Annotated in this window: 22 protein-coding genes; 12 read left to right on the plus strand and 10 right to left on the minus strand. The window is 74.9% G+C overall.

Annotated elements, in window-relative coordinates; translation table 11 throughout:
* The first annotated feature begins 75 nt into the window (after window positions 1-75).
* The 3 genes from ACFVU3_RS04230 (at window position 76) to ACFVU3_RS04240 (ending at window position 3,066) form a co-directional block, all read left to right on the plus strand.
* The gene (locus ACFVU3_RS04230; RefSeq protein ID WP_390063476.1) at window positions 76-876 is read left to right on the plus strand and encodes an endonuclease I family protein; all 801 of its coding nucleotides are present in this window, start codon (window positions 76-78) and stop codon (window positions 874-876) included.
* Between the two features lie 88 nt (window positions 877-964).
* Window positions 965-2,239, plus strand: coding sequence for a VWA domain-containing protein (locus tag ACFVU3_RS04235; RefSeq protein ID WP_390063477.1), 1,275 nt, complete (start codon window positions 965-967; stop codon window positions 2,237-2,239).
* A complete protein-coding gene (locus ACFVU3_RS04240; RefSeq protein ID WP_390063478.1) occupies window positions 2,239-3,066 on the plus strand; it encodes a hypothetical protein in 828 nt (275 codons plus the stop codon). The genes ACFVU3_RS04235 and ACFVU3_RS04240 overlap by 1 nt, the downstream gene beginning before the upstream one ends.
* Before the next feature lie 83 nt (window positions 3,067-3,149).
* On the opposite strand, the gene ACFVU3_RS04245 is transcribed toward ACFVU3_RS04240, so the two are convergent.
* A complete protein-coding gene (locus tag ACFVU3_RS04245; protein WP_390063479.1) occupies window positions 3,150-3,629 on the minus strand; it encodes a (2Fe-2S)-binding protein in 480 nt (159 codons plus the stop codon).
* A gap of 18 nt (window positions 3,630-3,647) precedes the next feature.
* Window positions 3,648-5,996, minus strand: a complete 2,349-nt coding sequence (locus ACFVU3_RS04250; protein ID WP_390063481.1) for a molybdopterin cofactor-binding domain-containing protein — start codon at window positions 5,994-5,996, stop codon at window positions 3,648-3,650.
* A gap of 212 nt (window positions 5,997-6,208) precedes the next feature.
* Here ACFVU3_RS04250 and ACFVU3_RS04255 point away from each other — a divergent pair, with 212 nt between their 5' ends.
* On the plus strand, window positions 6,209-6,559 hold the full coding sequence (locus ACFVU3_RS04255) for a hypothetical protein (protein WP_390063482.1): 351 nt from the start codon (window positions 6,209-6,211) through the stop codon (window positions 6,557-6,559).
* 387 nt (window positions 6,560-6,946) lie between these two features.
* Here ACFVU3_RS04255 and ACFVU3_RS04260 read toward each other — a convergent pair whose 3' ends face one another.
* On the minus strand, window positions 6,947-7,372 hold the full coding sequence (locus ACFVU3_RS04260) for a DUF6223 family protein (protein ID WP_390063484.1): 426 nt from the start codon (window positions 7,370-7,372) through the stop codon (window positions 6,947-6,949).
* A gap of 220 nt (window positions 7,373-7,592) precedes the next feature.
* Between ACFVU3_RS04260 and ACFVU3_RS04265 the strand changes: the two genes are divergently transcribed.
* Both ACFVU3_RS04265 and ACFVU3_RS04270 read left to right on the plus strand, forming a co-directional pair.
* Window positions 7,593-8,720: a sensor histidine kinase gene (locus tag ACFVU3_RS04265; protein ID WP_390063486.1), complete on the plus strand. Its 1,128-nt coding sequence runs from the start codon at window positions 7,593-7,595 to the stop codon at window positions 8,718-8,720.
* Window positions 8,717-9,379: a response regulator gene (locus ACFVU3_RS04270; RefSeq protein ID WP_390063487.1), complete on the plus strand. Its 663-nt coding sequence runs from the start codon at window positions 8,717-8,719 to the stop codon at window positions 9,377-9,379. The genes ACFVU3_RS04265 and ACFVU3_RS04270 overlap by 4 nt, the downstream gene beginning before the upstream one ends.
* Window positions 9,380-9,391: 12 nt before the next feature.
* Here the strand turns inward: ACFVU3_RS04270 and ACFVU3_RS04275 are convergent, their stop codons facing one another.
* Entirely contained in the window at window positions 9,392-9,904 is a 513-nt protein-coding gene (locus tag ACFVU3_RS04275) for a hypothetical protein (RefSeq protein WP_390063489.1), read from the minus strand.
* Window positions 9,905-9,989: 85 nt separating this feature from the next.
* Between ACFVU3_RS04275 and ACFVU3_RS04280 the strand changes: the two genes are divergently transcribed.
* Together ACFVU3_RS04280 and ACFVU3_RS04285 are read left to right on the plus strand one after the other, a co-directional pair.
* On the plus strand, window positions 9,990-10,727 hold the full coding sequence (locus ACFVU3_RS04280) for a type 1 glutamine amidotransferase (protein WP_390063490.1): 738 nt from the start codon (window positions 9,990-9,992) through the stop codon (window positions 10,725-10,727).
* A gap of 86 nt (window positions 10,728-10,813) precedes the next feature.
* The gene (locus tag ACFVU3_RS04285; protein ID WP_390063491.1) at window positions 10,814-11,251 is read left to right on the plus strand and encodes an OsmC family protein; all 438 of its coding nucleotides are present in this window, start codon (window positions 10,814-10,816) and stop codon (window positions 11,249-11,251) included.
* Between the two features lie 407 nt (window positions 11,252-11,658).
* Here ACFVU3_RS04285 and ACFVU3_RS04290 read toward each other — a convergent pair whose 3' ends face one another.
* Window positions 11,659-13,110 (minus strand): carboxylesterase/lipase family protein, encoded by a 1,452-nt coding sequence (locus tag ACFVU3_RS04290; protein WP_390063493.1) that lies wholly within the window; start codon window positions 13,108-13,110, stop codon window positions 11,659-11,661.
* Window positions 13,111-13,428: 318 nt separating this feature from the next.
* On the opposite strand from ACFVU3_RS04290, the gene ACFVU3_RS04295 reads away from it, so the two are divergent.
* The 3 genes from ACFVU3_RS04295 (at window position 13,429) to ACFVU3_RS04305 (ending at window position 15,561) form a co-directional block, all read left to right on the plus strand.
* Window positions 13,429-14,667, plus strand: a complete 1,239-nt coding sequence (locus tag ACFVU3_RS04295; protein ID WP_390063494.1) for an ROK family protein — start codon at window positions 13,429-13,431, stop codon at window positions 14,665-14,667.
* A 72-nt stretch (window positions 14,668-14,739) separates the two neighbouring features.
* Entirely contained in the window at window positions 14,740-15,138 is a 399-nt protein-coding gene (locus tag ACFVU3_RS04300) for a nuclear transport factor 2 family protein (RefSeq protein ID WP_390063495.1), read from the plus strand.
* A 54-nt stretch (window positions 15,139-15,192) separates the two neighbouring features.
* Window positions 15,193-15,561 carry a hypothetical protein gene (locus ACFVU3_RS04305; protein WP_390063497.1) on the plus strand — a complete coding sequence of 123 codons (369 nt, stop codon included), beginning with the start codon at window positions 15,193-15,195 and terminating at the stop codon, window positions 15,559-15,561.
* Here the strand turns inward: ACFVU3_RS04305 and ACFVU3_RS04310 are convergent.
* The 3 genes from ACFVU3_RS04310 to ACFVU3_RS04320 form a co-directional block, all read right to left on the minus strand.
* Window positions 15,552-15,938, minus strand: a complete 387-nt coding sequence (locus tag ACFVU3_RS04310) for a DUF4440 domain-containing protein (protein ID WP_390063666.1) — start codon at window positions 15,936-15,938, stop codon at window positions 15,552-15,554. The genes ACFVU3_RS04305 and ACFVU3_RS04310 overlap by 10 nt on opposite strands.
* 8 nt (window positions 15,939-15,946) lie before the next feature.
* A complete protein-coding gene (locus tag ACFVU3_RS04315; RefSeq protein WP_390063498.1) occupies window positions 15,947-16,456 on the minus strand; it encodes a DinB family protein in 510 nt (169 codons plus the stop codon).
* 135 nt (window positions 16,457-16,591) lie between these two features.
* Window positions 16,592-18,874 (minus strand): MMPL family transporter, encoded by a 2,283-nt coding sequence (locus tag ACFVU3_RS04320; protein ID WP_390063499.1) that lies wholly within the window; start codon window positions 18,872-18,874, stop codon window positions 16,592-16,594.
* A gap of 153 nt (window positions 18,875-19,027) precedes the next feature.
* Here ACFVU3_RS04320 and ACFVU3_RS04325 point away from each other — a divergent pair, with 153 nt between their 5' ends.
* A complete protein-coding gene (locus ACFVU3_RS04325) occupies window positions 19,028-20,863 on the plus strand; it encodes a glycoside hydrolase family 15 protein (protein ID WP_390063501.1) in 1,836 nt (611 codons plus the stop codon).
* A gap of 28 nt (window positions 20,864-20,891) precedes the next feature.
* On the opposite strand, the gene ACFVU3_RS04330 is transcribed toward ACFVU3_RS04325, so the two are convergent.
* Together ACFVU3_RS04330 and ACFVU3_RS04335 are read right to left on the minus strand one after the other, a co-directional pair.
* Entirely contained in the window at window positions 20,892-23,207 is a 2,316-nt protein-coding gene (locus ACFVU3_RS04330; RefSeq protein WP_390063503.1) for an arylsulfatase, read from the minus strand.
* The gene (locus ACFVU3_RS04335) at window positions 23,204-24,028 is read right to left on the minus strand and encodes a formylglycine-generating enzyme family protein (RefSeq protein ID WP_390063667.1); all 825 of its coding nucleotides are present in this window, start codon (window positions 24,026-24,028) and stop codon (window positions 23,204-23,206) included. Before ACFVU3_RS04335 ends, ACFVU3_RS04330 begins: the two co-directional genes overlap by 4 nt.
* Window positions 24,029-24,046 lie beyond the last annotated feature (18 nt).

A 24,046-nucleotide genomic window follows, 5' to 3' on the forward strand; every position in this document is an offset into this window, starting at 1 on the left:
ACACGCGTAGAGCGCCGCACCCCGGAGCCGGGGGACGGCGCCCGCCCGCGTGCCGTCCCCGGGAAAGGGCCCCCCATGTCGGTTGCTCGGATACGCAGTTGGAAGGTCTGGGCGGCGGTCTCCGCCGCCGTCGTCGGACTCACGCTCCCCGCGGTCACGGCGACCCCCGCCGCCGCCACCACGCCCGCGTACGACACCACGTACTACAAGAACGCGGTCGGCAAGACCGGCACGAGCCTCAAGTCGGCGCTGCACACCATCATCAGCGACCAGGACAAGATCTCGTACGACGCGGTCTGGAACGCCCTCAAGACGCTCGACCAGGACCCGAACAACTCCGCCAACGTCGTGCTCCTGTACAGCGGCGTCTCGCGCAGCAAGAGCCTCAACGGCGGCTCCGTCGGCAACTGGAACCGCGAGCACACCTGGGCCCAGTCGCACGGCTCCTTCGGCACCTCGGCCGGCCCCGGCACCGACCTGCACCACCTGCGCGCCTGCGACGTCCAGGTGAACAGCACCCGCGGCAACAAGGACTTCGACAACGGCGGCAGCGCGGTGAGCGGCGCCCCCGGCAGCTACACCGACTCCAACTCCTTCGAGCCGCGCGACGCCGACAAGGGCGACGTGGCCCGCATGATCCTCTACATGGCCGTGCGGTACGAGGGCGGCGACGGCTGGCCGAACCTGGAGCCCAACGACTCCACCACCAACGGCAGCGTGCCCTACCACGGCCGGCTCTCCGTCCTGAAGCAGTGGAACGAGCAGGACCCGCCGAGCGCCTTCGAGGAGCGCCGCAACGACCTCGTGTACGCGAACTACCAGGGCAACCGGAACCCCTTCATCGACCACCCCGAGTGGGTCGAGGCGATCTGGTAGTCCGTCAGGACCGCACGGCCGGCTCCCCGTCGGACGGGGAGCCGGCCCCCGGTTTGGATTGTCGGAGGATCATCACTACGATCCGCCGATGATCACGAGAAAACGGCTGGCGACCGGGGCCTGTGCGCTGCTCGTCGCCCTGACCGCCGCGCTGCTGCCGACGAGCGCGGCCGCCGACGAGCCGGCGGCGAAGGAATCCCCCAAGGTCGAGCTGGTCCTCGACGTCAGCGGCTCCATGCGGGCCAAGGACATCGACGGCAAGTCCCGGATGAGCGCCGCCAAGCAGGCGTTCAACGAGGTCCTGGACGCGGTGCCGGAGGAGGTCCGCCTCGGCATCCGCACCCTCGGCGCCGACTACCCGGGCAACGACCGCAAGCGCGGCTGCAAGGACACCCGGGCGCTGTACCCGGTCGGCCCGCTCGACCGCACCGAGGCCAAGACCGCCGTCGCCACCCTCGCTCCCACGGGATGGACGCCGATCGGCCCGGCACTGCTGGGCGCGGCCGACGACCTCGGCAAGGACGGCGCGACCAAGCGGATCGTCCTCATCACCGACGGCGAGGACACCTGCGACGTCGACCCCTGCCAGATCGCCCGGAAGATCGCCGCCGAGGGCATCCACCTCGTGATCGACACCCTGGGCCTCGTGCCGAACGCCAAGACCAGGCAGCAGCTCACCTGCATCGCCGAGGCCACCGGCGGCACGTACACCTCCGTGCACCGCACCGACGAACTCTCCCGCCGCGTCCGCCAGCTGGTGGACCGCGCCGCCGACCCGGTGGTGACCCCCGTGGCCACCGAGGGCTCCCGGCGGTGCGCGGACGCCCCGCGGCTCGAGCCCGGCCTCTACACCGACCGGCAGTCCTTCGGCCAGCACCGCTGGTACAAGGTCGACCTGCTGCCCGGCCAGGAACTGCGCGCCTCCGTCAGCGTCTCGGCCGACCGGGCCGTCAACGACGACTACGGGGTGCTGCTGCGGGCCGTCACGAAGTCCGGCCGGGAGATCGTGCGCGGCTCGGAGGCCGGCGACGGCCGGACCGACGTCATATCGACCGGTCTGCGCTACCCGAAGCCCGAACGGGACGACGCGGACGACGCCGACGGCAAGCCGGCCGCCGAGACCGTCTGCCTCCAGGTCAGCAACTCCTTCTCCGCTCCCCCGTCGGTGAAGACCACGCCCGGCATGCCGATCGAGCTGACCGTGGACGTCGTGGACGGCCCGGCGAGCGCCTCGGACGTGGCCTCCTTCGGGCTCGGCCGCGGCTGGTGGCTGCTCGGCGCGCTGGCGCTCGCCGGCTTCCTGGCCGGCCTGATCTGGGGCTGGCTGTCCCGCTGGCGCTTCGCCGTCTGGAGGACCCACTGATGCGTACCGTACGGATGCTCGCGGCGGCCGCGCTGGCCGGCGCCGCCCTGCTGGGACCCGCCGCGCCGGGCGCCCTCGCCGACACTCCCGCCCCGTCGGCCTCCGCCGGCTCGGAGGCGGGCCCCACGGAGGCCGGCACCACCTTCCGCACCGCCGCCGCCTTCCGGCCCGGCCAGGAGGCCACCGCGCAGGCCTCGACGGGCGACTACCTGTACTGGGTGTTCCCGGCGGACACCGGTGAGCGGCCCACCGTCGAGGCGACGGTGACGCTGCCGGAGAGCGCCCTGCGGCACGGCTCCGCCACCTGGCGGGTGGACGTGTACGACGGGCTGCGGCGCCGTCAGCCGTGCATGTACGGGACCCAGTCCCGTACCGCGGCGAAGGAGGCCGCGTCGCTGGAGCTCGCCTGCGTGCTGCGGCCGGTGCGGGCCTCGGCCGACGCCTGGGCGAACGACCCGCTGCCGGGCAGCTACTACGTCCGGCTGACCGTGACCGGGCTGCCGGAGGAGGACCTGGGGCAGCCGTTCTCGGCCCGCGTCGGGGTCGACATCTCCGACCGGGGCGGCGCGTACGCCACCGACGGGGCGCTCGCCGCGCCGCTGGTGCCGGGCGCGACCACGGCCGAAAGGGCCGAGGCCGAGGAGGAGCAGGGCCGCCGGACGGCGGTGGAGACCGCCGCCCCGGAGGACGGCTGGTCCTCCGGCTGGTGGTCCGACCGCTGGATCTGGACCGCGGCCGGCGGCGTCCTCGCCGCGCTCGCCGGCATCGGCGGCTACGCCCTGACCAGGGGCGCGGGCCGTCCGCCGCGGGTTCCGCCCGCCGTCTGACCCACCCGTCCGAAGGCCCCCGCCGCGCCCGCGGCGGGGGCCTTCGCGCGTTCCCTGGACGGCACGCGCTTCACCGTTCGCCGTCAGGGCATGCGGCGGGCCCCCTCCAGGACCGCCTGCCGGATCCGGTGGTAGGTGCCGCAGCGGCAGATGTTGCGCAGCGCGTCGAGATCGGCCTCGGTGACCTCGCGGCCCGCCTCGCGGGCCCGGCGGACCGCGTCGACGGCCGCCATGATCTGCCCGGGCTGGCAGAAGCCGCACTGGGCGACGTCCAGGTCCAGCCACGCCTCCTGCATCGGGTGCAGCTCGGCGCCGGCGGTCCCGGGAAGACCCTCGATGGTGGTGACCTCGTCCTCCGGGGCGAGCTCGCCGACCGGGACCGCGCAGGGCGTGAACGCCTTGCCGTTGAGATGGCTCGTACAGGCCCGGCAGACGCCGACCCCGCAGCCGTACTTGGGTCCGGTGACGCCGAGGACGTCCCTGAGGACCCACAGGAGCCGGACGTCGGACTCGACCTCGGCGGTGACGGCCTTGCCGTTGAGGATGAAGGTGTGCTGAGGCACGGGAGACTCCGGGGGGAACTAGAGGACGCGGTCGCGGCCGTCGGTCGGGGAGGCCGGGACCGGCGGGACGGCCGGCGCGGGCGTGAAGGTGAGCGGGGCGGTGTGGTTGACCGGGAAGACGGTCGGCATCGTGCCGGTGGCCCGGCCGTAGGCGCCCGCGACGGCCGCCATCGCCGCCGCCACGGCCAGCTCGCCCGCGCCGCCGGGCTTGTCGCCGGTCGGCGGCATGACGACGATCTCCAGCTCGGGCGGGGTGTTCCACTGCCGGGTGTAGTAGTAGTTGTCCCAGCTGGACTCCAGGAAGGCGCCGTCCTTCAGGTGCAGCCCGGAGGTGAGGGCCAGCGCGATGCCGTCCGAGATGCCGCCCATCATCTGCGCCTCCAGACCGCGCGGATTGACGGCGAGGCCGACGTCGACGGCGCAGACCACCTTGGTGACGCGGGGCCCGGTGTACGCGTTCGGGACCGTGCGTCCGGTGGTCGCGGGCCGGCAGTCGATCTCGGCGAGCACGGCCACGTACGAGTGGTACTCGGGATGCACGGCGATGCCCTGCGCGGTGCCCGGCGCCATCGGCCGGCCCCACCGCCCGAGCTGGGCGACCTTGTCGAGGACCGCGCGGGCCCGCGACTCCTTCATCAGGCGGCGGCGCAGCTCGTAGGCGTCCTCGCCCAGACGGCGGGCCAGCTCGTCGATCACGAGCTCCTGGGCGGTGCGCACGTTGGGCGAGTAGATGTTCCGCATCGAGCCCGTGTTGTAGCCCTTGTCGGTCTCGGAGAGGAGCTGGGTGGTGACGCCGAGGTGGTAAGGGCTGATCTGGGTGAGCTGGAACATCGTCTGGGAGAAGGCCGCGTCGGCGACCGGCAGCCGGGCCGCCTCCGCCGTCAGCACCTCCCCGATGCCGTGCCCGAAGTCGGTCGCCACCGAGGTGTGCCGCTGCTCGTACGTCAGGACCTCGCCGAGCGAGTAGGTGGCGCGGACCCGCGAGGTCGACATGGGGTGGGTACGCCCCTGCCGGAAGTCGTCGGTGCGGTGCCACATCAGCTTCACCGGCTTGCCGAGCTTCTTCGAGATCTCCGCGGCCTCGTGGGCGGCGTCGTGGAAGAGCTTGCGGCCGAAGGAGCCGCCGCCCTCGGTGACGTGCACCTTCACCGCGGAGACCGGCAGCCCCAGACGGAGCGCGAGCTGCTCCTGCGCGACGATCGGGGCCTTCAGCGATCCCCAGATCTCGGCGGAGTCTGGGCGGACGTCCGCGATGGCGCAGTTGGTCTCCAGGGCGCTGTTGCTCGCGAAGTGGAAGGTGAAGCGGGCGTCGACGGCCTTGGTGAGCAGCGGGAGCGGCGGGACGACGAGCGGGAGTTCGGCCCGGCGCAGCTCGGCGAGGACGGTGGCGTCGGTGGCGTCCTCGGCGGTGCCGGGGCCCCAGTCGACGTCGAGGGCGCGGACGGCGTCGACGCACTGGCCGAAGGTGCGGGCGCGGACGGCGACGCCCGAGGAGACGGTGACGACGTCGGTGACGCCCGGCATGGCCCGTACGGCGCCGAGGTTGGCGACGGAGCGGACGGTGCCGTTGATGGTGGGCGGGCGGCAGACCATCGTCGGCAGGGCGCCGTCCACCTGGAGGTCCATGGCGAACTTCTTGCGGCCGGTGACGGCGTCGAGCGCGTCGAGGCGGCGGCGGGCCGTCCCGATGACCCGGAAGTCCTCGCGGTCCTTGAGGGTGACGGCGACGGCGGTGTCCGCCACGGCGGCGGCCCGGGCGGCGAGTTCGCCGTAGCCGAGGACGGCCCCGGCCGGGGAGAGGACCGTGCCGGCCTTGGTGGTGAGGGTGGAGACGGCCTCGCCGAGGACGAGGGAGGCGGCGTGCAGCAGCCGGCCGCGGGCGACGGCGGCGGCCACCCGGATCGGGGTGTAGGTGGAGACGGTGGTGTTGGAACCTCCGGTGAGCTGGTTGAAGAGCAGCTCCGGGCGGGCGTCGGCGAGGGTGACCTTCACCTTCTCCAGGGGCAGGTCCAGCTCCTCCGCGATGAGCATGGCGGAGGAGGTGGTGACGCCCTGGCCGACCTCGGCGCGCGGCAGCGCGAAGTGGGCCGTGCCGTCGGGGTCGAGCCGGATGGTGATGAGGTGGCTGGTCGGCAGGGCGGCCGTGGTCAGCAGGTCGTTGAGGTCGAGGAGTTCGGCCGGGCCGGGCAGCGACGGGACGACGGCCTCGGCGGTCGTGGGGGCGATCGCCCCGGCGCCGGCCTGGGCCGCGACGGTGAGGGTGGGAGCCGCCAGTACGTAGCCGAGGAAGCGCCGGCGGCCGGGGCCGGGCGCGTCGGCGGGCGGGGGGCTCTGTTCGTTCTCGCGCGCGGGGTGCCGCCTGGCCATGAGGGGGGTGCCTTTCGACGCTGCCGTACCGGCCCGAGGGGTCCGGTCCTTCTCGGGTGCGGGGGCGATCATCGCGCATCGCGGGGCGTGGCGGGGCCGCTTCGGTGAGGAAAACGCGAAAGATCCGTGCTGGTCAGAGGCGCTTTCGGTCAGGTCTGCCGGTTTTCGGCCGGTGGGCGGGCCGGCTGGGCCGGTGCCATTGGGTGCCTGGGATGACCGCCACCCAACCGGGCGCCCCGGCGGAACGATCCGCCCGCACCGACGCCACCCGCCGCTCGTACGGCACCGTCGCCGCCGCCTACCGGCGGCTGCCGGCCGATCAGCCGGCGACCGCGTCCCTGGACCGGGGGGTCCTCGCGGCGTTCGCGGAGCGGGTGGCGGCCGGCGCGCGGGCGGACGGCCACGAGGTGGACCTCGACGTCTACCGGTGGGCCCCGGACCTGGTCGCCCGCCTCCTGGGCGACGCGGGGCTGGTGGAGTCCGCGCGGCTGGTCCGCGAACCCGGCCCCTCGGACGCCTCGCCCCAGGGGTTCGCCCTGGCCCGCAAGCCGCGCACGGCCTGAACCCGGCGAGCGTCCATCCGCCCCCGGCAGGACCGCAGCTGGTCCCGGGAGACCCGGGCCCGCTGCCCGCCGCCGGCGATGAGCGCGTTGACGGAGACCATCGGATCGCCCCCGACCGAGCGGGCGAGCAGAGCGCCCACCACGACCGGCCCGAGCGCCACCACGAGGGCGGTGCCGGTCGCCGAGACGTGGCGGAGAGGCCGGGTGCGGCGTGCAGGACGGAAGGTCATACCCCCATTCCACCCGGTCGGGGCGCGTGGCGGATCCGCCGGCGTACTCAGGCGGGACGGGGTGGGTACTCAGCCTGAGGCCGGCGACCGCGGCGTGGTGGGGCCGGGCCGCCGTCCGCGACCGGGCCCGGGACCGGAGGCCGCGCGGGCCGGCTCCTCAGGCGGTGCGGCGGCGGGAGCGGGCGAGGGCGCGGGCGCCCAGGACCGTCGCGGCGAGGCCGACGAGCAGGGCCACGTAGGCGCCGCCCAGGCCGTTGCCGGTGCCGAGGCCGCCCTCGGCGGTGACCGCGACGAGACCGCCGAGGACGAGGGCGACCGCCCCGGCCGCGAGGGCGAGCAGCGGGCCGCGCGGTCCGGTCGCGATGCCGAGGCGGCCGGCGGGACGGGCCAGGGCCCGCCACGCCACGACCAGGCCGAGGAGTCCGAGCACCGCGCCGGCGGACGAGCCGAGCCGGCCGGCGCCGACGGTGGTGACGGAGGCGGCCAGGGACGCGCCCGGGGCGGCGGCCGCGGCGGGGGCGGCGAGGGCGAGGCCCCCGAGCAGGGCTGCCGTGGCGGTGGCGAGCAGGCGGCGGACGGACATGGGCGGACTCCTTCTCGTGCGGTGGACCGGTGTCTCCGCGCCGTGCGGCGGGCCGGTGCTCCGAGCATGTCCGCCGCCCCCGCCCGCGGTCGTCCGCCGGGCGCGGACACCTCGTCTGCCGCCGTGGTGGTACGGGCCGGCCGACTACTGCGGCCGTGGTAGTCCGGGGCTCGTCCCCGGGGCCGACTCCCGTGGCCCGCGGGCCGGTTAGGGTGCGCTCATGACGGAAGCGGGGGCGGGTGTCCGGCAGCGGTACGGGGACGGGGCCATCGCCCTGGGCGTGACGGCGGCGCTGTTGGTCACGGCGGTGTCCGGGCTCCGGCCCGGCGCGGGCCAGGCCGTCCTCGGATACGGGCTGCTCGCCGCGGGCGGGCTGGCCCTCGCCGCACGGCGCCGGGCGCCCCGGGCGGTGCTCGCGGTGACGGGGGCGTGCGCGATCGGCTACCAGGCGGCGGGATTCGACGTGCCGGTGGTGGCCTATCTGTTCGCCGTGTACGCGGCCGTCCGGGCGGGGCACCGCACCGTCACGGCGGTGGGGAGCGTGCTCATGCTGGCGGCGCTGCCGGTGGCGGCCCTGCTCTCGGGGCCGTACGGCGTGGGCGAGGCGTTCGCGCGGGCGCGGGGCGCGCTGGAGATCGCCTGGCTGGTCGCCGCGGCGGCCGCGGGCGAGGCGCTGCGGCAGGCCGAGCGGCGGGCGGACGAGGCCGAGCGGACCCGCGAGGAGGCGGCCCGCCGTCGGGCCGACGAGGAACGGCTGCGGATCGCCCGGGAGTTGCACGACTCGCTCACTCACCAGATCTCGGTGGTCAAGGTGCAGGCCGAGGTCGCCGTCCATGTGGCCCGCAGGCGGGGCGAGGAGGTGCCGGCCGCGCTGCTCGCCATCCAGGAGGCGGGACGCGAGGCGAGCCGGGAGCTGCGGGCGACCCTGGAGGCGCTGCGCGACGACGACACGGCTCCGCCGCGCGGTCTCGCCGACGTACCGGAACTGGTGGAGAGCGTGCGGGTGTTGGGCGTGGACGCCACGCTGACGGTGGAGGGACGCGTCGCGGACGTGCCGGCGGCGGTGGACCGTACGGTGTACCGGGTCGTCCAGGAGTCACTGACGAACGTCGCCCGGCACTCCGGGGCGGGCGCGGCCACCGTCCGGATCGACTGGTGCCCCGGTTCGCTGGCGGTGCGGGTGGACGACGACGGGCGGGCCGCGCCGGACGCGGCGCCGGTACCCGGTCTCGGCCTGCTCGGCATGGGCGAGCGCGTCACCGCCCTCGGCGGGCGGCTCCGTGCCGGTCCGCGCGACGGCGGCGGCTTCTCCGTCCGTGCCGAACTGCCCGTGGAGCGCACCCCGTGATCCGTGTCCTGCTCGTCGACGACCAGCCGCTCCTCCGCAGCGGGTTCCGCGCCCTGCTCGACCTGGAGGACGACATCGAGGTGGTGGCCGAGGCGTCCGACGGGCAGGAGGCCCTGGCGCTCGCCCGGACGCACCGGCCGGACGTGGCGCTGGTCGACGTCCGCATGCCCGTCGTCGACGGCATCGAGACCACCCGGCGGATCGCGGCCGATCCGGCCCTCGCCGGGGTGCACGTCGTCATCCTGACCAACTACGGGCTGGACGAGTACGTGCTCGACGCGCTGCGTGCCGGCGCCGCCGGGTTCCTCGTCAAGGACGTGCTGCCGGAGGACTTCCTGCACGCCGTGCGGGTGGCCGCGCGCGGGGACGCCCTCCTCGCGCCCTCGATCACGCGCAGGCTCGTCCACCGGTATCTGGCGCAGCCGCCGCCCGCCGTCGCGGGTCCGGGCCTGGCGGAGCTGACCGTCCGGGAGCGCGAGGCGGTGGTCCTGGTGGCGCGCGGGCTGTCCAACGACGAGATCGCCGGCCGCATGGTGATCAGCCCGCTGACCGCGAAGACGCACGTCAACCGGGCGATGACCAAGCTGGGCGTGCGCGACCGGGCCCAACTCGTCGTGCTCGCCTACGAGTCCGGACTCGTCACTCCGAACGGCGGCTGACCGTCCGGTGTTTCAGGGGGCGGGATGTTCCGTCGCGGGGACGACGGCGACGGTCGCCCCGCCGTCCTCGAAGAGGTCGGCCAGTTCGGCGGGGCCGACGGATCCGCCGACGTGGTCGAGGAGGAGGACGGGCCGGCGCTCGTCGTCCTCGGCGGCGGGCACGAAGGACGTGACCTTCTCGCGGTGGAGGAGGACCACGCGCCCGGGGTCGAGGGGATCGCGCGGCAGGGCGTCGAGGTGGTCGCTCAGGCCGTCGGTCCGGTCGGCCACGTCGGCCGCCACCACGTCCCGGGGAGCGAGCAGGGTGACGGCGAGCCGGTCGCCGGTCCGCCGGTAGCGGGCCGTCAGGTCGTCGGGGAGGAGGTGGAAGACGCCTTCCCGCCCTTCGTGGCCCCGGTTCAGGAGCGCGCAGACCATGCGTTCGGCCGGGTCGGCGGAGAGGTGGTCGACGGCGAGGAGCACCTCGGGGGTGTCGGGGTCGATCGGCGGGAACGGGCAGATCCACAGGCGGTCGGAGGCGTCCATGGGCCGTATTCGAGCACACTCTTCCCGGGCCGGGGGTGGGCGGTGTCCACTGGGCGTCCGGAGGGACGGCGGAAGGGGCGGGGTCATGGCGGTGTCGGTGCTCGTGGTGCAGCACGAGGACGGGGCGGGACCCGGGCTGGTCGGGGAGCGGCTGGCGGCGGACGGGCTGCCGCTGGACGTGCGGCATCCGTGGCGGGGCGGGGATCTGCCCTCCGCCCTGGCGGGGTACGGCGGTCTCGTGGTGCTGGGCGGGTCGGTCGGCTGCCGGGACGACGGGGCGGCGCCCTGGCTGGGGCGGGTGCGGGAGCTGGTGCGCGAGGCGGTCCGCCGGGAGGTTCCGCTGCTCGGGATATGTCTGGGCGGTCAGCTCGTCGCGGACGCGCTCGGCGGGGCGGTCGCGCCGAGGGCGCGGGGGCCGGAGGTGGGCTCCGTACCCCTGCGGCGGCTGCCGGGCGTGACGGGGGATCCGGTGTTCGGGCCGGTGCCGGAGGGGGCGCCGGCGGCGCAGTGGCACTTCGACGACATCGTCGGACTGCCCCCGGGCGCCGTGCCGCTGCTGGGCGGGGACGACTGCCGGTACCAGGCGTTCCGGGCCGGTCCTGTGGCGTGGGGCGTGCAGTTCCATCCGGAGGTGGATGGCGACGCGGTCGCGGTGTGGGCGCGGGCCGACGCGGAGGCGGTGCGGGACGCGGGCGGCGATCCGGTCGCGGCGGTGGCCTCCGTGCGGCGGGACGACGTCCTGCTGCGGTCGGTCTGGGGCGCGGCGGCCGGGGCGTGGGGCCGCGTGGTGCGGGAGCGTTCGGCGGCGGACGCGGCGCGCTGACGCCCGGCCGGTCGGGTGGGGTCCGGGTGTCCGTGCGCCGTACCGTACGGGGCACACGTACGAGCCCAGCCGAGGAGCACGCCCCCATGGCCGATTACCGCGTCGAGACCGTCCGTACCGGATACCGGCGGTGGACCGCCCGCAACGACCGGGGTGCGGAGGTGCTGATGGCCGCGGCGGACGACGACGGCGCGCAGCCGTCGTTCACGCCGGTGGAGCTGCTGCTCGCGGCGATGGGCGGCTGCGGCGGCCTGGTGATCGACCGGACCGCGCGGGCGGTGGACCACGACGATCTGCGGATCGTCGTGGAGTCGGTGTCGACGCCGGAGGACGACGGCCGGATCGGCCGGATCCGGGTGAGTTACGAGTTCGACCTGCCGGACTCCAACCCGAAGGCGGAGGAGGTGTTCGCGCGCGGGGTGCGGCTCACCCACGAGAAGTTCTGCACGGTGAGCCGCACGGTCGAGCACGGCGCGCGGGTCGAGGCGGTCCTGCCGGACGGGACGATCGGCTTCGAGGGCTGAGCCGCCCCGGCCGGCCGGGAGGGCGGTGTCCTGCGGCCCGGCCCGGGTCGCCGCCGCGACGGGGAGGGTCGTGGCGGCCGTCGCGGAGAGGGCGCCCGCGCCCACCGCGGCGGCGGATCCGGCGAGGAAGCGGCGGCGGCTGGGCATGCGGGACTCCTCGGCCGCGCGGCGGTCGGACCGGTCCGGGGACGCGCGCGCTCCCCGCTGCGGGGTGCGGGGACGCGCGCGCTCCCCGCTGCGGGGTCCGGGGACGCGCGCGCTCCCCGCTGCGGGGTGCGGGGAGGCGCGCTCGGTCGATCATCGGCGCGGGTCCGGCGGCGTTCCATGCACGGAACGTGAAAAGCGTGTGACGCCCGGAGCGGCGGACCGACCCGGGTCCCGGTCCCGGAAGTCCGCGCGGCGGCCGGTCAGTTCAGCCAGAGGTCGCGCACGTGCCGGACCGGGTCGGGCTCGACGCGGCTGTCGGTGTCCCAGACCTTGGTGGCGCGGGTGCCGGCGGTGTAGCGGGGCCAGTCGGCGCCCGGGTCCTGGTCCTTGACGAAGGCGACCCAGGCGCGGTGGACGGCGTCGGCGAGGGCCTGCGGCGGGGTGGGGCCGGCGATCTCGGGGACGCCCTCCGCGCCGAGGAGGTCGAAGGCGAACGGCAGGTCCAGGCAGTGCACGGCGAGGCCGGCGACCGGCGAGCGCCAGGTGAACTCGTACAGCCAGGTGGGGCGTTCACGGGCGGCGCGGGCGTCGGCGACGGCCAGGTTCGGGGCCCGGAACATGGCGTCGGTCATCGCCTGGCCGAAGAGGGCGTCCTCGGGTGCGTCCGGGTAGGCGGCGGCGAACGCGCCGGTGCGCGCCGGATCGAGGCCCAGCGCGCCGAGGAGGAGCGGGAGCGGCGGGCCGTCGTCGCCGGGTCCGGGGATCATCGAGAACTCGCCGGCGGTGAAGCCGAGCATGAGCGGGACGGCGGCGCCCGCGTCGCCGGTGGTGAGGGCGTCCGCGGCCGGTACGGGGACGAGGTCGCCGTCCGCGAAGGGGGCGAGGGCCAGCATCGGCGGCAGCCCCTCGCGGTCGGGCCCGTCCTCGGCGAGCCGGTCCTGGAGGGCGAGGATCTCGTCGTCGCCCAGGTCGCGCAGGGCCTCGGCGGTGGCGGGGAGGCCGGTGCGGGCGGTGAACAGGCGGGCGGCGGCGCGGGCGGCCCCGGGGCCGTCGGGGCGCAGGACGGCCCCGGAGACGGCGAGCGCGCCGCGGAAGAGGCCCTGGGCGGAGGGGACGGAGAGCAGGGTCAGGACGGCGCCGCCACCGGCGGACTGGCCGGCGATCGTCACCTTGGCGGGGTCTCCGCCGAAGGCGGCGATGTTGTCGCGGACCCAGGTGAGGGCGGCGATCCAGTCGCGGACGCCGCGGTTGTCGGGGGCGTCCTCCAGACTCAGGAAGCCCTCGATGCCGAGCCGGTAGCCGACGGAGACGAGGACGACGCCGTCGCGGTTGAAGGCGGCGCCGTCGTACCAGGGGCTGGCCGCGGAGCCGGCGACGAAACCGCCGCCGTGGATCCAGACCAGGACGGGCAGGCCCTCGGCGGGGGCGGTGCCGGGGGTGAAGACGTTGAGGTTGAGGACTCCGGCGCCCGGAACGCTGGGCTCGGGGATGGTGGTGACCTCGGCGAAGGGGCGGCGCTGGGCGGTCGGGCCGTAGGCGGTCGCGTCCAGCGGCTCGGTCCACGGCTCGGGCGGCTCGGGGGCGGCGAAGCGCAGTTCCCCGACGGGCGGCTTGGCGTAGGGGATGCCGAGGAAGCGGTACGTGCCGTCGGCGCGGCGCTCGCCGCGGACGGGGCCGCGGGTGGTGGTGACGAGGGGGCCGGGGGAGGTCATGGGGCGGCTCCTGGGATGCGCGGGCCGGTGCGGCGGCGGCTGGGTGACAGGGCCAGGTTCGGGGTCCGCCCCCATTTACGTCAATGACTGAAATAAAAGAGGTGACACGCGTCACTGACACGAGTCAACTTGGCGGGTGAGGGCGGGCGGGCGATGCGCCGTGCTGCCCCCCTGGCCCCGACTCGGCCTTGCCCCGGCCTTGCCCTGGCCTTGCCCTGGCCCTGGCCCTGGCCCCTGGCCCCTTGCCCCCTTGGCCCTCGCCTGGCCCGCCCCGTCCCCTGGGCCCGCCCCGGCCCCGCCCTGGGGCAGAATCCAGGAGTGCGTCCCGCCCCCGCCCCCGAGTCCCCCGCCGACGTGCGGCGGCACAACCTCGCCCGCGTCCTGCGCCATCTCGCCGACCACGGCCCCTCCTCGCGCGGCGAGGCCGCCGCCGCGACCGGCCTGGCCCACGCCTCCCTGACCACGCTCACCGCCGACCTCGTCGCCCGGGGCCTCGTCCGCGAGGCCGGATCCGTCCCCGGCGGAGGGCGCGGGCGGCCCCGGCAGCACCTGGAGACCGTGCCGGGGCGGGTCGTCTCCGTGGCCGTCCGGGTCACCCGCGAACGGCTCCACCTGGCCGTCGCCGACCTCGCCGGACGTCTCGGCCACCGCACCGACCGCGCGCACACCACTCCCGGCGGCGATCCCGGAGCCCTCGCCGACGTCCTCGCCGACGCGGTGCGGGAGACGGTGGCGACCGCCCGCGCCGCACACCCCGGAGCCCACCTCGCCGGAACCTTCGTCGCCGTGCCCGGCCCCGTCACCGCCGGCGGCCGGATGTTCTCCACCGACTTCGGCTGGACGGGGCCCGTGGATCTCGGCGCGCTGCTGCGGGAACGGCTCGCGGACACCGCGGGGCCCGTCGTCCTCGCCAACGACGCCAACCTCGCCGCCCTCGCCGAGTACCGCGAGCTGACGGTCCGGCGCGGGACCGCGCCCCGCTCCCTCGCGTACCTGAAGGCCGACGTCGGCGTCGGCGGCGGACTCGTCCTCGACGGACGGATCGAGGCCGGCGCCCACGGCGTCGCCGGCGAACCCGGCCACATGCCGGTCGCCTTCGACGGACCCCTCTGCGCCTGCGGCGGACGCGGCTGCCTCGCGCTCTACCTGGGTCCCGAGGCCCTGACCGACGCGGCGGGCCTCGGCGGCCGGCGCGCCGCACGGGGCACCGAGGCCGCCGTCGCCGCGCTCGGCCGGGCCCTGACCGCCGGGGAACCGGCCGCCGTCGCCGCCCTGGACGCCGCCGGGGAAGTGCTCGGCGCGGCGGTCCTCGCGGTGACGAGCCTCCTCGACGTGGACGACGTGGTGCTGGGCGGCTACCTCGCCGACTGGTACCCCTGGCTGCAACGCGGCCTGGAAGCACGGCTCGCCCGCCGCAGGACCCTGGTCGCGGGCGCGGCGCCGGTGCCGGTGCCGCTGGCCGGGGCGCTGGGAGCCGACGCCTCCCTGGCCGGCGCGGTGGCCCTGGCCCGCGAGACGGTGCTGGCCGACCCCGCCTCCGTACCCCCGCCGGGGTGAGCTCCGGGGCGCCGGCCGGGGCCCTCGCGCCAGCGGGTGCGGGCCGGGGCGGGCCGTGGGCATGATGAAGTCATGACCGACCGGGACGACTTCCTGACGTGGGTCAGGACCGACCTCGAGGCCGCCGAACGAGCGCTGCACGACGGGGATCCGGCACCGCGCCGGGCCCTCTGGTCGCGGCGCGAGCCGGTGAGCGTGCTGGGGGCCTGGTACAACGCGCTGGGGCAGGAGGACGTGGACACGCTGTTCACGGCGCTCGCCCGGCGCTTCTCCGCCTGCACCTCGTACCGCATCGAGGTGCTCAGCCACGACGTCGTCGGCGACGCGGCCTACACCGCGTGCTTCGAGCACGTCTCCGCGTCGGTGGACGGCGAGGCACGCACCTACACCCTGCGGGCCACCCAGACCTACCGGCGCGAGGACGGCGCGTGGCGGGTGGCGCACCGGCACGGCGACCTCGTGCAGGCGTGACCGGCGCCTCCGGCCGTAGAATCGACGGCCGGCGGACGGGGGAGGCGACGGCGCATGGGATGGACCGTCAAAGAGGTCGTGGGCGGTGTGTTCCTGATCGGTCCCGGGCTCGCCCTGATCGCGGCAGGGATCGTGTGGAAGGGGCGGGCCGTGCGCCCGTTCGCCGCCCGCAGGGCCGGCCGGATGGCCCATGACGCCTACGTCCGGGACCTGGAGCGGGCCACGGAGCAGGCGATCGTCGCGGCCCGCCGCGCCGCCGGCGACGGCGAACCGGCGATCGTCACCGTCGAGGCCGTGGAGCGGCTGGCGCGGGAGCGGTACGGGCACGAGCACGTCCCGCGGCAGGACGCGGCCGCCGCGCTGCGCCGCGGCTTCCGGCGGTACGGCTGCGCGGCGGACTGCGTGACGGACGCCTACGCCTGAGCGGGTGCCGGCACCGGCGTGCCCTGGTGGTAGTAGAGCCGGAGCGTGCCTGCGGGATCGCGGCGCCAGAGCGACGAACGGCGGGCGTGCCGGCCGTCGATGACGGTCTCGTAGGTGAGGTGGACGACCCCGGGCGCGAGGACCGCACCGGTGAAGGCCGTGGCCTCGATGGGAGGGCCGTCCTCGCCGCCGTGGAGCTCGGGCAGGGCGGCGAGCATCTCCTCGTACGTCCAGCGCCGCCCGGAGGCGCCGACCTCGATGAACGCGGGGTCGAACAGCTCCTCGGCGAGGGCCCGGGAGAGGCGGACGGCGGGGTCGTGCAGGCGGCGTTCGCGCACCACGGCCTCGGTGACGTCGGGATGCGGGTCGTGCGTCATGGGGAAGGTCACTCTCCGATGCTGCCGTCGATGCGCTCGCGGAGCAGGTCCGCGTGGCCGTTGTGCCGTGCGTACTCCTCGATCATGTGGGCGAGGACGTAGCGGACGGAGTACGTCTCCTCCTCCAGCGTTCCGGTGGCGTCGAGGGAGCCCGCCGCGTCCACGATCGCGCGGGAGCGGGCGCACTCGGCCCGCCAGACGGCGAAGTCCGCTTCGGCGTCGGCGTGTTCGACCTCGAAGTCGGCCCAGTCCGTGGAGCCGGGCGGGGTCCAGGGGCTGCTGCTCCGCTCCCCCGCCAGCACGTTGCGGAACCAGCCGCGCTCGACCTCGGCGGCGTGCCGGACCAGGCCGAGGAGGGAGAGCCCGGAGGGCGGGACCGCGCGCTCCTTGAGCTGCTCCGGAGTGAGCCCGGCGCACTTCAGCGCGAGGGTGTCGCGCTGGAACTGGAGCATGGCCGTGAGCGTGGTGCGCTCGTCGGCTCCCGTGTACGGCACGGTGGTGCGGTCGCCTTGGATCATGGCCGCATTCTGCCCGCTCACGGCCGCCGGGTCCGACGGTTTTCCGGCACCGGGGTGTCCAGGGTCGGGTCTTTCGGGGCCGCGTGGACCAGCGCGGGGGTGTTCACGGGCCAGGGTGTTCACGGGGCGGGGTGTTCACGGGGCGGGACGTGTCGTGGCGGCCTCGTCCCGCTTGACGGCCTCCTCGCCCTCGGTGTCGAGGTGGGGCAGGATCCGGTCCAGCCACCGCGGGATCCACCAGGCGTGCTTGCCGAGCAGGGTCATCACGGCGGGCACCAGCAGGAGCCGTACCACCGTCGCGTCGATGAGGACACTGGCGGCGAGGCCCAGGCCGAGCATCTTGACCACGATGTTGTCGGAGACGATGAAGGCGGCGAAGACGCTGACCATGATGAGGGCGGCGCACGTGATCACCCGGGCGGTGATCTCCAGGGCGTGGGCGACGCTCGCCTTGGAGTCGCCGGTGCGCAGCCACGCCTCCCGCACCCGGGAGAGCAGGAAGATCTCGTAGTCCATGCTGAGGCCGAAGACGATCGCGAACATCATCATCGGCACATAGCTCTCGATGGGCACCTTCCCGGAGACGCCGAGCGCGGGCCCTCCCCAGCCCCACTGGAAGACGGCGACGACCACGCCGTAGGAGGCGGCGATCGAGAGCACGTTGAGGACGGCGGCCTTGACCGCGACGAGGAAGCCGCGGAAGACCGTCAGGATCACCAGGAAGGCGAGGGCGACGACGACGGCGATGATGAGCGGCAGGCGGCTGGAGACGAGGTCGAGGAAGTCGACCTGAGCGGCGGTCGTCCCGGTGACGTAGGTCTGCGCGTCCGTGCCGGCGACGGCCTGCGGAAGGACGTCGTCGACGAGGTGGTTGGTGAGGTCGGTGGTCCGTTCGTCCTGCGGGGAGGCGACCGAGTAGGCCGTGCCGACGAGGACGTCGCCGTCGGAGGTGGCCTCCAGCGGCGTGATGGAGGCCGCGTCGGGCACACCGGTGAGCGCCTTCTGGAGGCTGGTGGCGAGCGCGGCGCGGTCGGCGGACGGCACGGCGGACTGGTCGACGACGAGGGTGAGGGGGCCGTTGGCACCGGGGCCGAAGGCGGTGGAGATCAGGTCGTAGGCGCGGCGGTCGGTGAAGGACTTCGGGTCCGCTCCGTCGCCGATGTGGCCGAGCTGGATGAAGAGCAGCGGGAAGGCCAGGATCAGCAGGGAGACGACGCCGCCGACGAGGAAGTACCAGGGGCGCCGCTCGACGCGCTGGGCGTACCGGTGCCAGGTGCCGTGGGCTTCGGCCCCGGGTTCGGCGTCGGTCTCGGCGACCGGCTTGCGGACGTGGTAGCGGTCGATGCGCTTGCCGACGAGGCCGAGGAGGGCGGGGACGAGGGTAAGGGCGGCGAGGACGGCGGTGACGACCGTGAAGGCCGCCGCCAGGCCGAGTTTGCCGATGAAGGTGACGCCGGAGACCCACAGGCCGGAGAGGGCGATGACGACCGTGCAGCCGGAGACGAGGACCGCGCGGCCGCTGGTGGTGGTCGCCAGGCCCGCGGAGTCGGCGGGATCGTGGCCGTCCATGATGTTCTGCCGGTGGCGGGTGATCAGGAACAGCGCGTAGTCGATGCCGACGCCGAGGCCGATCATCGTGGCCAGCGTCGGCGAGACGGTGCCGAAGGTGAAGGCGGCCGCCATGAGGCCGAGCAGGGCGAGTCCGCAGATCGCCCCGATGAGGGCGGTGATCAGGGGCATCACGGCGCCGATGACGCTGCCGAAGCCGATCAGGAGGACCACGATCGCGACGGCGAAGCCGATGGCCTCGCTGGTGCGGTCGTCGGCGGCGGGACGGGCGAGCTCGCCGAGCGAGCCGCCGTACTCGACGGTGACGCCGGCGTCCCTGAGCGGCTGTACGGCGCTGTCGACGCCGGTCAGGTAGTCGGTGCCGAGCGTGGACGGCGGCACGCTGAAGCGGATGGTGATGTAGGCGGTCTTGCCGTCGGTGGAGAGCGGGCCGGTGTCGGGGGTGGTGGAGGAGGCCGGGGGCGGTGTGGTACCGGGCGGCGGAAGCGGGTTCTGGGCGCCGATGACGTCCGGCAGCTTCTCCAGGGCGGTGACCGTCGAGTTCACGGCGGACGACTCTTCGGTGAGCGGCTTGGACGGGTCGTTGAGGACGATCTGGGCACCGTAGCCGCCGGCCGCCGGGTCGTGCGCCTCCAGGACGGTCAGGCCGTCGGAGGACTGGGCGCCGGGGAGGTCGAAGTCGTCGGAGTACTGGCCGCCGACCGCCCGGTCGGTGATCTGGAGGCCCACGAGGGCGGCCAGCCAGAGGGCCACGACGACGACGAAGTGGCGGGCGCACCAGTGCCCGAGCCGGTAGAGGCTGCTCTGCTTCGCGGGGCGGCCCTGCGGGGCCGCGGGCGTTGCTTTCATGGGCCCGCCGTGTCCGGATAGGCGCATCCCCGAGCCGGCTGTGCTTCCTCACTTCCCACCGGTCCGTCGTTCTCCGTCCATGGTGCGCCAGCCGGCCGGCGACGGCATCTCGTCGGCGGCGCGCGCCGGGGCACGATCGCGGATAGTGGGGGGATGAAGCGCTATCCGCTCATCGCCGATCACGGACTGGTGGGGGACCTGCAGACCGCCGCGCTCATCTCGGACGAGGGCGTCGTCGACTGGTTCGCGGCGCCCCGCTTCGACTCGCCGGGTGTCTTCTCGGCGCTCCTCGACCACGACCGGGGCGGCTACTTCCGGCTCTCCGTCGACGGGCCGGACGTGACGGTCAAGCAGCTCTACTACCCGGACACGGCGATGCTCGTCACCCGGTTCATGTCGCCGGACGGGGTGGGCGAGCTGATGGACTGGATGCCGCCGGACCGGACCGGGAGGCCCACGGACCGGCACGCCCTGATGCGGGTGATGCGGTGCACGCGCGGCAGCGTCACGTTCACGCTGGAGTGCCGGCCGCGGTTCGGGTTCGGGCGGACCCCGCACGAGACCCGGGTGGACGGGCGTACGGCGTCCTTCCGCTCGGCGGCGATGGCGGGCTTCCTCCAGTCGAACGTGCCGCTGGAACGGGACGGGCCGTACGACGTACGGGGCCGGCTCCAGCTGTCCGAGGGGCAGATGGCCGGTGCCTCGTTCACCGTGGACCGCCCGGAGGCGGACCCGCCGCCGCTGCCGGACGCGCGGGAGGTGGAGGCGGCGCTGTGGGACGCGGTGGACTTCTGGCAGCGGTGGGTGCGCACCGCCCGGTACCGGGGCCGCTGGCCGGACATGGTGCACCGGTCGGCGATCACGCTGAAGCTTCTGACGTACCTGCCGTCGGGGGCGCCGATCGCGGCGCCCACGCTGGGCCTGCCGGAGCAGGTGGGCGGGGAGCGGAACTGGGACTACCGCTACACCTGGGTGCGGGACGGTTCGCTGGCCGTACGGGCCCTGCTGGACCTGGGGTTCGTGGACGAGGCGGCGGCGTTCACGGACTGGCTGACGGCGCGGGTCACCGAGCGGTCGGCGGGTCCGGCGGGCGCGCGGCCCCTGCAGATCATGTACCGGGTGGACGGGGATCCGTGGCTGCCGGAGGAGTTCCTGCCGGAGTTCGAGGGGTACCGGGGTTCGGCGCCGGTCCGGGTGGGGAACGCGGCGGCGGACCAGCTCCAGCTCGACATCTTCGGCGAGGCGCTGTACGCGCTGGCGCAGGGCGGGGGCCTCGACACCCAGCCGACGTACGACGGGTGGCGGGCGGTGTCGGGGATGCTCGACTGGCTCGCCGAGTCGTGGGACGCGCCCGACGAGGGGGTGTGGGAGACCCGGGGCGGGCGGAAGGACTTCACCTTCAGCCGGGTGATGTCCTGGGTGGCCTTCGACCGGGGCCTGCGGCTGGCCCAGGAGTTCGGCCGGCCGGCCGCCCTGGACACCTGGCGGACGGCGCGGGACGAGATCTTCACGCAGGTCATGCGGCGGGGGTGGAGCGAGCGGCGGAAGGCGCTGACGCAGTACTTCGGCGGGGAGGTGCTGGACGCGTCGCTGCTGCTCATCCCCCGGACGGGGCTGCTGAGCCCGACGGACCCGGTGTGGCTGAGCACCCTCGACGCGATCGAGCGCGGCCTCGTCCGCGACAACCTGGTCCACCGCTACGACCCGGGCGCCGCGCCCGACGGGCTGCGTGGCGCCGAGGGCACGTTCAGCCTGTGCACCTTCCTGTACGTGGACGCGCTGGCGCGGGCCGGGCGGGTGCGCCAGGCCCGTTTCGCGTTCGAGAAGATGCTCACGTACGCCAACCATGTCGGCCTGTTCGCCGAGGAGATCGGTCCGAGCGGCGAGCAGCTGGGCAACTTCCCTCAGGCGTTCACCCATCTCTCCCTGATCATGGCGGCGACGACGCTGGACGAGGCCCTGGACGCACTGGCCGCCCGGCCGGGTTAGGGACCCGTCCGGCCGGGCCGGGCGCCTGTCACTCGAAGGCGGCGGCGGCCTCCTCCAGCGCGGCGGCGACCGCCTCCGGGGCGTCGGGTCCGGGGGCGCCGGGCCGGTAGGTGACGGAGCGGATCCCGCCGGTGTGGCGGAAGGAGCGGCGGCGCTCGTACAGCGGCCAGGAGACCGGGGACTTGCGGTCGACGCCGACGCTGATGCCCTGGAAGGGGGCCATGCCGATCAGCTGGTGGACGCTGTCGGGCGCGGCCCGCTCCTCCCCGTCGACGGCGACCGTGAAGCGCCAGCGCAGGCCCTCCTCCGCGGTGGCGGTCAGGAGGATCGTGTGGGGTCCGGTGCCGAGGGGGCCGGCGTCGGTCTCGTGGAGGTGTCCGTACTCGTTGTAGGCGAAGGTCAGCCGGCCGTCCTCGGTGTAGAGGCTGTAGCCGCCGCCCTGGTCGCCGTGGGAGACGAGGACGCCCTCGCCGGGGGTGTCGAGGAGGACCTCGATCGCGAAGGAGCGTTGTGCGACGAGCCGGGAGGAGCGGTAGCGCTCCAGTTCGGGGGTGCCGGGCAGCAGGGTGAGCGGGCGGGCGAGGCGGAGCTCGGCGGGGTGGCGGCGGGCGAGGGCGCCGCTGTGGTCGGGCAGCGGGAAGACGCCGTTGCGCCGGGCGGCCTCCTCCCAGGCGGCCGAGAGCTCCTTGACGAGGTCCGGGCGTGCGGCGGCGAGGTCGTGGATTTCGGTGGGGTCGGTGCGGATGTCGTACAGCGCCCATTCGGTGTCGTCGTAGGGGGTGCCGGGGCGGTGCAGGGTGACGAGTTTGTGGCCGTCGCGGTAGTGGCTGCGGTTGCCGCTCATCTCGCCGTACTGCTCGGGGTGGGTGGAGGCGTGGTCGGGGTCGGCGAGGACGGGGGCGAAGCTGATGCCGTCGGGTTCCTGGACGGGGACGCGCCGGCGGGTCTCCGGGCGGGGGACGCCGGCGAGGTCGAGGAGGGTGGGGGTGATGTCGGTGACGTACTGGTACTGCGGCCGGACGCCGGGGGCGAGCCGGCCGGCGCGGACGCCGTCGGGCCAGGAGAGGACGAAGGGGACGCGGACGCCGCCCGCGTAGGTGTGGCCCTTGTAGAGGCGGAAGGGGGTGTTGGAGGCCATGCCCCAGCCGCGGGGGTAGTGGACGAGGCTGCGGGGGCCGCCGATGAGCTCGGGGTCGCGGTCGACGTCCGGGTCCCAGTCGCCGGGGAGGCGGGGGTGGTGGACGAAGCGGCTGAAATAGGAGCGAGTGCCCTCGCGACCGCCCTCGCCGGTGCCTCCGTTGTCGGAGGTGAAGACGATGACGGTGTTGTCGAGTTCGCCGAGGGCGGCGAGGGTGTCGGTGAGCCGGCCGAGGTTGTGGTCGATGTTGTCGACGAGGGCGGCGTAGACCTCCATGTAGCGGGCGTAGAGGCGCCGTTGCTCCTCGGTGAGCGCGTCCCACGCGGGCACGTCCTGCCCGGCCTCGGCGTTGCGCTCGGGGAGTTCGGTGTCCGGCGGGAAGAGTCCCCGGGCGATCTGTTCGGCGAAGCGGCGCTCGCGCAGGGCGTCCCAGCCGTCGTCGTAGCGGCCCCGGTGGCGGGCGATGTCCTCGGCCTTCGCCTGGAGGGGGCCGTGGACGGCGTTGTGGGCGAGGTAGAGGAGGAAGGGCTTGTCGGGGTCGTGGGCGCGGAGCGACTTCACCATGGAGATCGCCTGGTCGGTGATGTCGTCGGTGTAGTAGTAGCCGTCCGGGAACTCGTCGATGTCGAGCGGGCTGTTGTCCCGGACGAGCTGGTGCGGGTGGAAGAGGCTGGTGAGTCCTTCGAGGACCCCGTAGTACTGGTCGAAGCCCTTCTGGAGCGGCCAGTCGGCGCGGTCGTCGGCGGCGTGGGAGGCGGAGTCGCGGACGAGGTGCCACTTGCCGACGGCGTAGGTGGCGTAGCCGGCGTCGTGGAGGAGTTCGGCGAGGGTGGGGACGGAGTCGGCGATCCGCATGGCGTATCCGGGGAAGCCGGGATCGAAGTTGGCGACCGTGCCGTAGCCGACGCGGTGCGGGTTGAGGCCGGTGAGCAGGGCGGCGCGGGCGGGCGAGCAGAGCGGCATGGTGTGGTAGTTGCCGAGCCGGACGCCGTCCTCGGCGAGCCGGTCGAGGACCGGGGTGGGGATCTCGGAGCCGAAGGGTCCGATGTCGCTGTAGCCCATGTCGTCGACGAGGACGACGACGATGTTCGGGGCACCGGCGGGCGGCGTCGTGCGCTCCGGCCAGGCGGGGACGGAGTCGGCGAAGGTGCGGCCGGCGTGACCGGCGAAGCCCTCGTAGGGGTCGGGGCGGGTGCCGGGGCTCATGGGCGGGCGGTTCCTTCCGTGGGCAGGGAGCGGGCGCAGCGGAAGCCGCCGTGGCCGGTCGAGGAGTCCGGGGTGTTGTGGGAGCGGGCGGCGACGCGGTAGCGGTTGCAGTACGAGGCGTGGCAGAGGTACGAGCCGCCGCGGATGACGCGCTCGCGGCCGGTCCGGTCCCAGGCGTCGGCGCACCATTCCCAGACGTTGCCGGACATGTTGTGGAGGCCGTACCCGTTGGGCGGGTGGGCGGTGACGGGGACGGTGCCGGTGGCGCCGCCGGGCCGGTCGGAGCGGTGGGGGAAGTCGCCGCGCCAGGTGTTGCACCGCTCCTCGCCGCCGGGGGCGAGGTCGTCGCCCCAGGGGTAGCGGGCGCCGTCGAGCCCGCCCCTGGCCGCGTACTCCCATTCGGCCTCGGTGGGCAGGCGGAGGCCGGCCCAGGCGCAGTAGGCGAGGGCGTCGCGGTGGCTGATGTGGACGACGGGGTGGTCGGCCCGGTCGCCGATGTCCGAGCCGGGGCCTTCGGGGGAGTGCCAGGCGGCGCCTTCGACGCCGAGCCACCAGGGGGCGGCGGCGACGCGGCCGAGGACGTGGGCGCCGGCCTCCGGGTGGAGCAGGAGGTGGAAGACGAAGGAGGAGCCGTGCCGTTCGGCGTCGGTGCGGTGGCCGGTGGCGGCGGCGAAGGCGGCGAAGCGGGCGTTGGTGACGGCCGTGGTGTCGAGGGCGAAGGGCGCGACGGTGACCTCTCGGACCGGTCCCTCGTGGTCCGTCGGGTAGCCCTCGCCGAAGGAGTCGCCCATCCGGAAGGTGCCGCCGGGGAGTTCGGCCATGGCGGGGGCCGCCGGGGC

The sequence above is a fragment of the Streptomyces sp. NPDC058052 genome (genome assembly GCF_042885515.1).
Taxonomy (GTDB): domain Bacteria; phylum Actinomycetota; class Actinomycetes; order Streptomycetales; family Streptomycetaceae; genus Streptomyces.

Excerpts from the sequence above, each read along its gene's own strand:
- ACFVU3_RS04305 (WP_390063497.1), top strand. The coding sequence starts at position 15,193 with ATGGGATGGACCGTCAAAGAGGTCGTGGGCGGTGTGTTCCTGATCGGT.
- ACFVU3_RS04240 (WP_390063478.1), top strand. The coding sequence starts at position 2,239 with ATGCGTACCGTACGGATGCTCGCGGCGGCCGCGCTGGCCGGCGCCGCC.
- ACFVU3_RS04310 (WP_390063666.1), bottom strand. The coding sequence starts at position 15,938 with ATGACGCACGACCCGCATCCCGACGTCACCGAGGCCGTGGTGCGCGAA.
- ACFVU3_RS04300 (WP_390063495.1), top strand. The coding sequence starts at position 14,740 with ATGACCGACCGGGACGACTTCCTGACGTGGGTCAGGACCGACCTCGAG.
- ACFVU3_RS04250 (WP_390063481.1), bottom strand. The coding sequence starts at position 5,996 with ATGGCCAGGCGGCACCCCGCGCGCGAGAACGAACAGAGCCCCCCGCCC.
- ACFVU3_RS04285 (WP_390063491.1), top strand. The coding sequence starts at position 10,814 with ATGGCCGATTACCGCGTCGAGACCGTCCGTACCGGATACCGGCGGTGG.
- ACFVU3_RS04255 (WP_390063482.1), top strand. The coding sequence starts at position 6,209 with ATGACCGCCACCCAACCGGGCGCCCCGGCGGAACGATCCGCCCGCACC.
- ACFVU3_RS04335 (WP_390063667.1), bottom strand. The coding sequence starts at position 24,028 with ATGGCCGAACTCCCCGGCGGCACCTTCCGGATGGGCGACTCCTTCGGC.
- ACFVU3_RS04315 (WP_390063498.1), bottom strand. The coding sequence starts at position 16,456 with ATGATCCAAGGCGACCGCACCACCGTGCCGTACACGGGAGCCGACGAG.
- ACFVU3_RS04230 (WP_390063476.1), top strand. The coding sequence starts at position 76 with ATGTCGGTTGCTCGGATACGCAGTTGGAAGGTCTGGGCGGCGGTCTCC.
- ACFVU3_RS04330 (WP_390063503.1), bottom strand. The coding sequence starts at position 23,207 with ATGAGCCCCGGCACCCGCCCCGACCCCTACGAGGGCTTCGCCGGTCAC.
- ACFVU3_RS04265 (WP_390063486.1), top strand. The coding sequence starts at position 7,593 with ATGACGGAAGCGGGGGCGGGTGTCCGGCAGCGGTACGGGGACGGGGCC.
- ACFVU3_RS04325 (WP_390063501.1), top strand. The coding sequence starts at position 19,028 with ATGAAGCGCTATCCGCTCATCGCCGATCACGGACTGGTGGGGGACCTG.
- ACFVU3_RS04280 (WP_390063490.1), top strand. The coding sequence starts at position 9,990 with ATGGCGGTGTCGGTGCTCGTGGTGCAGCACGAGGACGGGGCGGGACCC.
- ACFVU3_RS04275 (WP_390063489.1), bottom strand. The coding sequence starts at position 9,904 with ATGGACGCCTCCGACCGCCTGTGGATCTGCCCGTTCCCGCCGATCGAC.
- ACFVU3_RS04290 (WP_390063493.1), bottom strand. The coding sequence starts at position 13,110 with ATGACCTCCCCCGGCCCCCTCGTCACCACCACCCGCGGCCCCGTCCGC.
- ACFVU3_RS04320 (WP_390063499.1), bottom strand. The coding sequence starts at position 18,874 with ATGAAAGCAACGCCCGCGGCCCCGCAGGGCCGCCCCGCGAAGCAGAGC.
- ACFVU3_RS04260 (WP_390063484.1), bottom strand. The coding sequence starts at position 7,372 with ATGTCCGTCCGCCGCCTGCTCGCCACCGCCACGGCAGCCCTGCTCGGG.
- ACFVU3_RS04235 (WP_390063477.1), top strand. The coding sequence starts at position 965 with ATGATCACGAGAAAACGGCTGGCGACCGGGGCCTGTGCGCTGCTCGTC.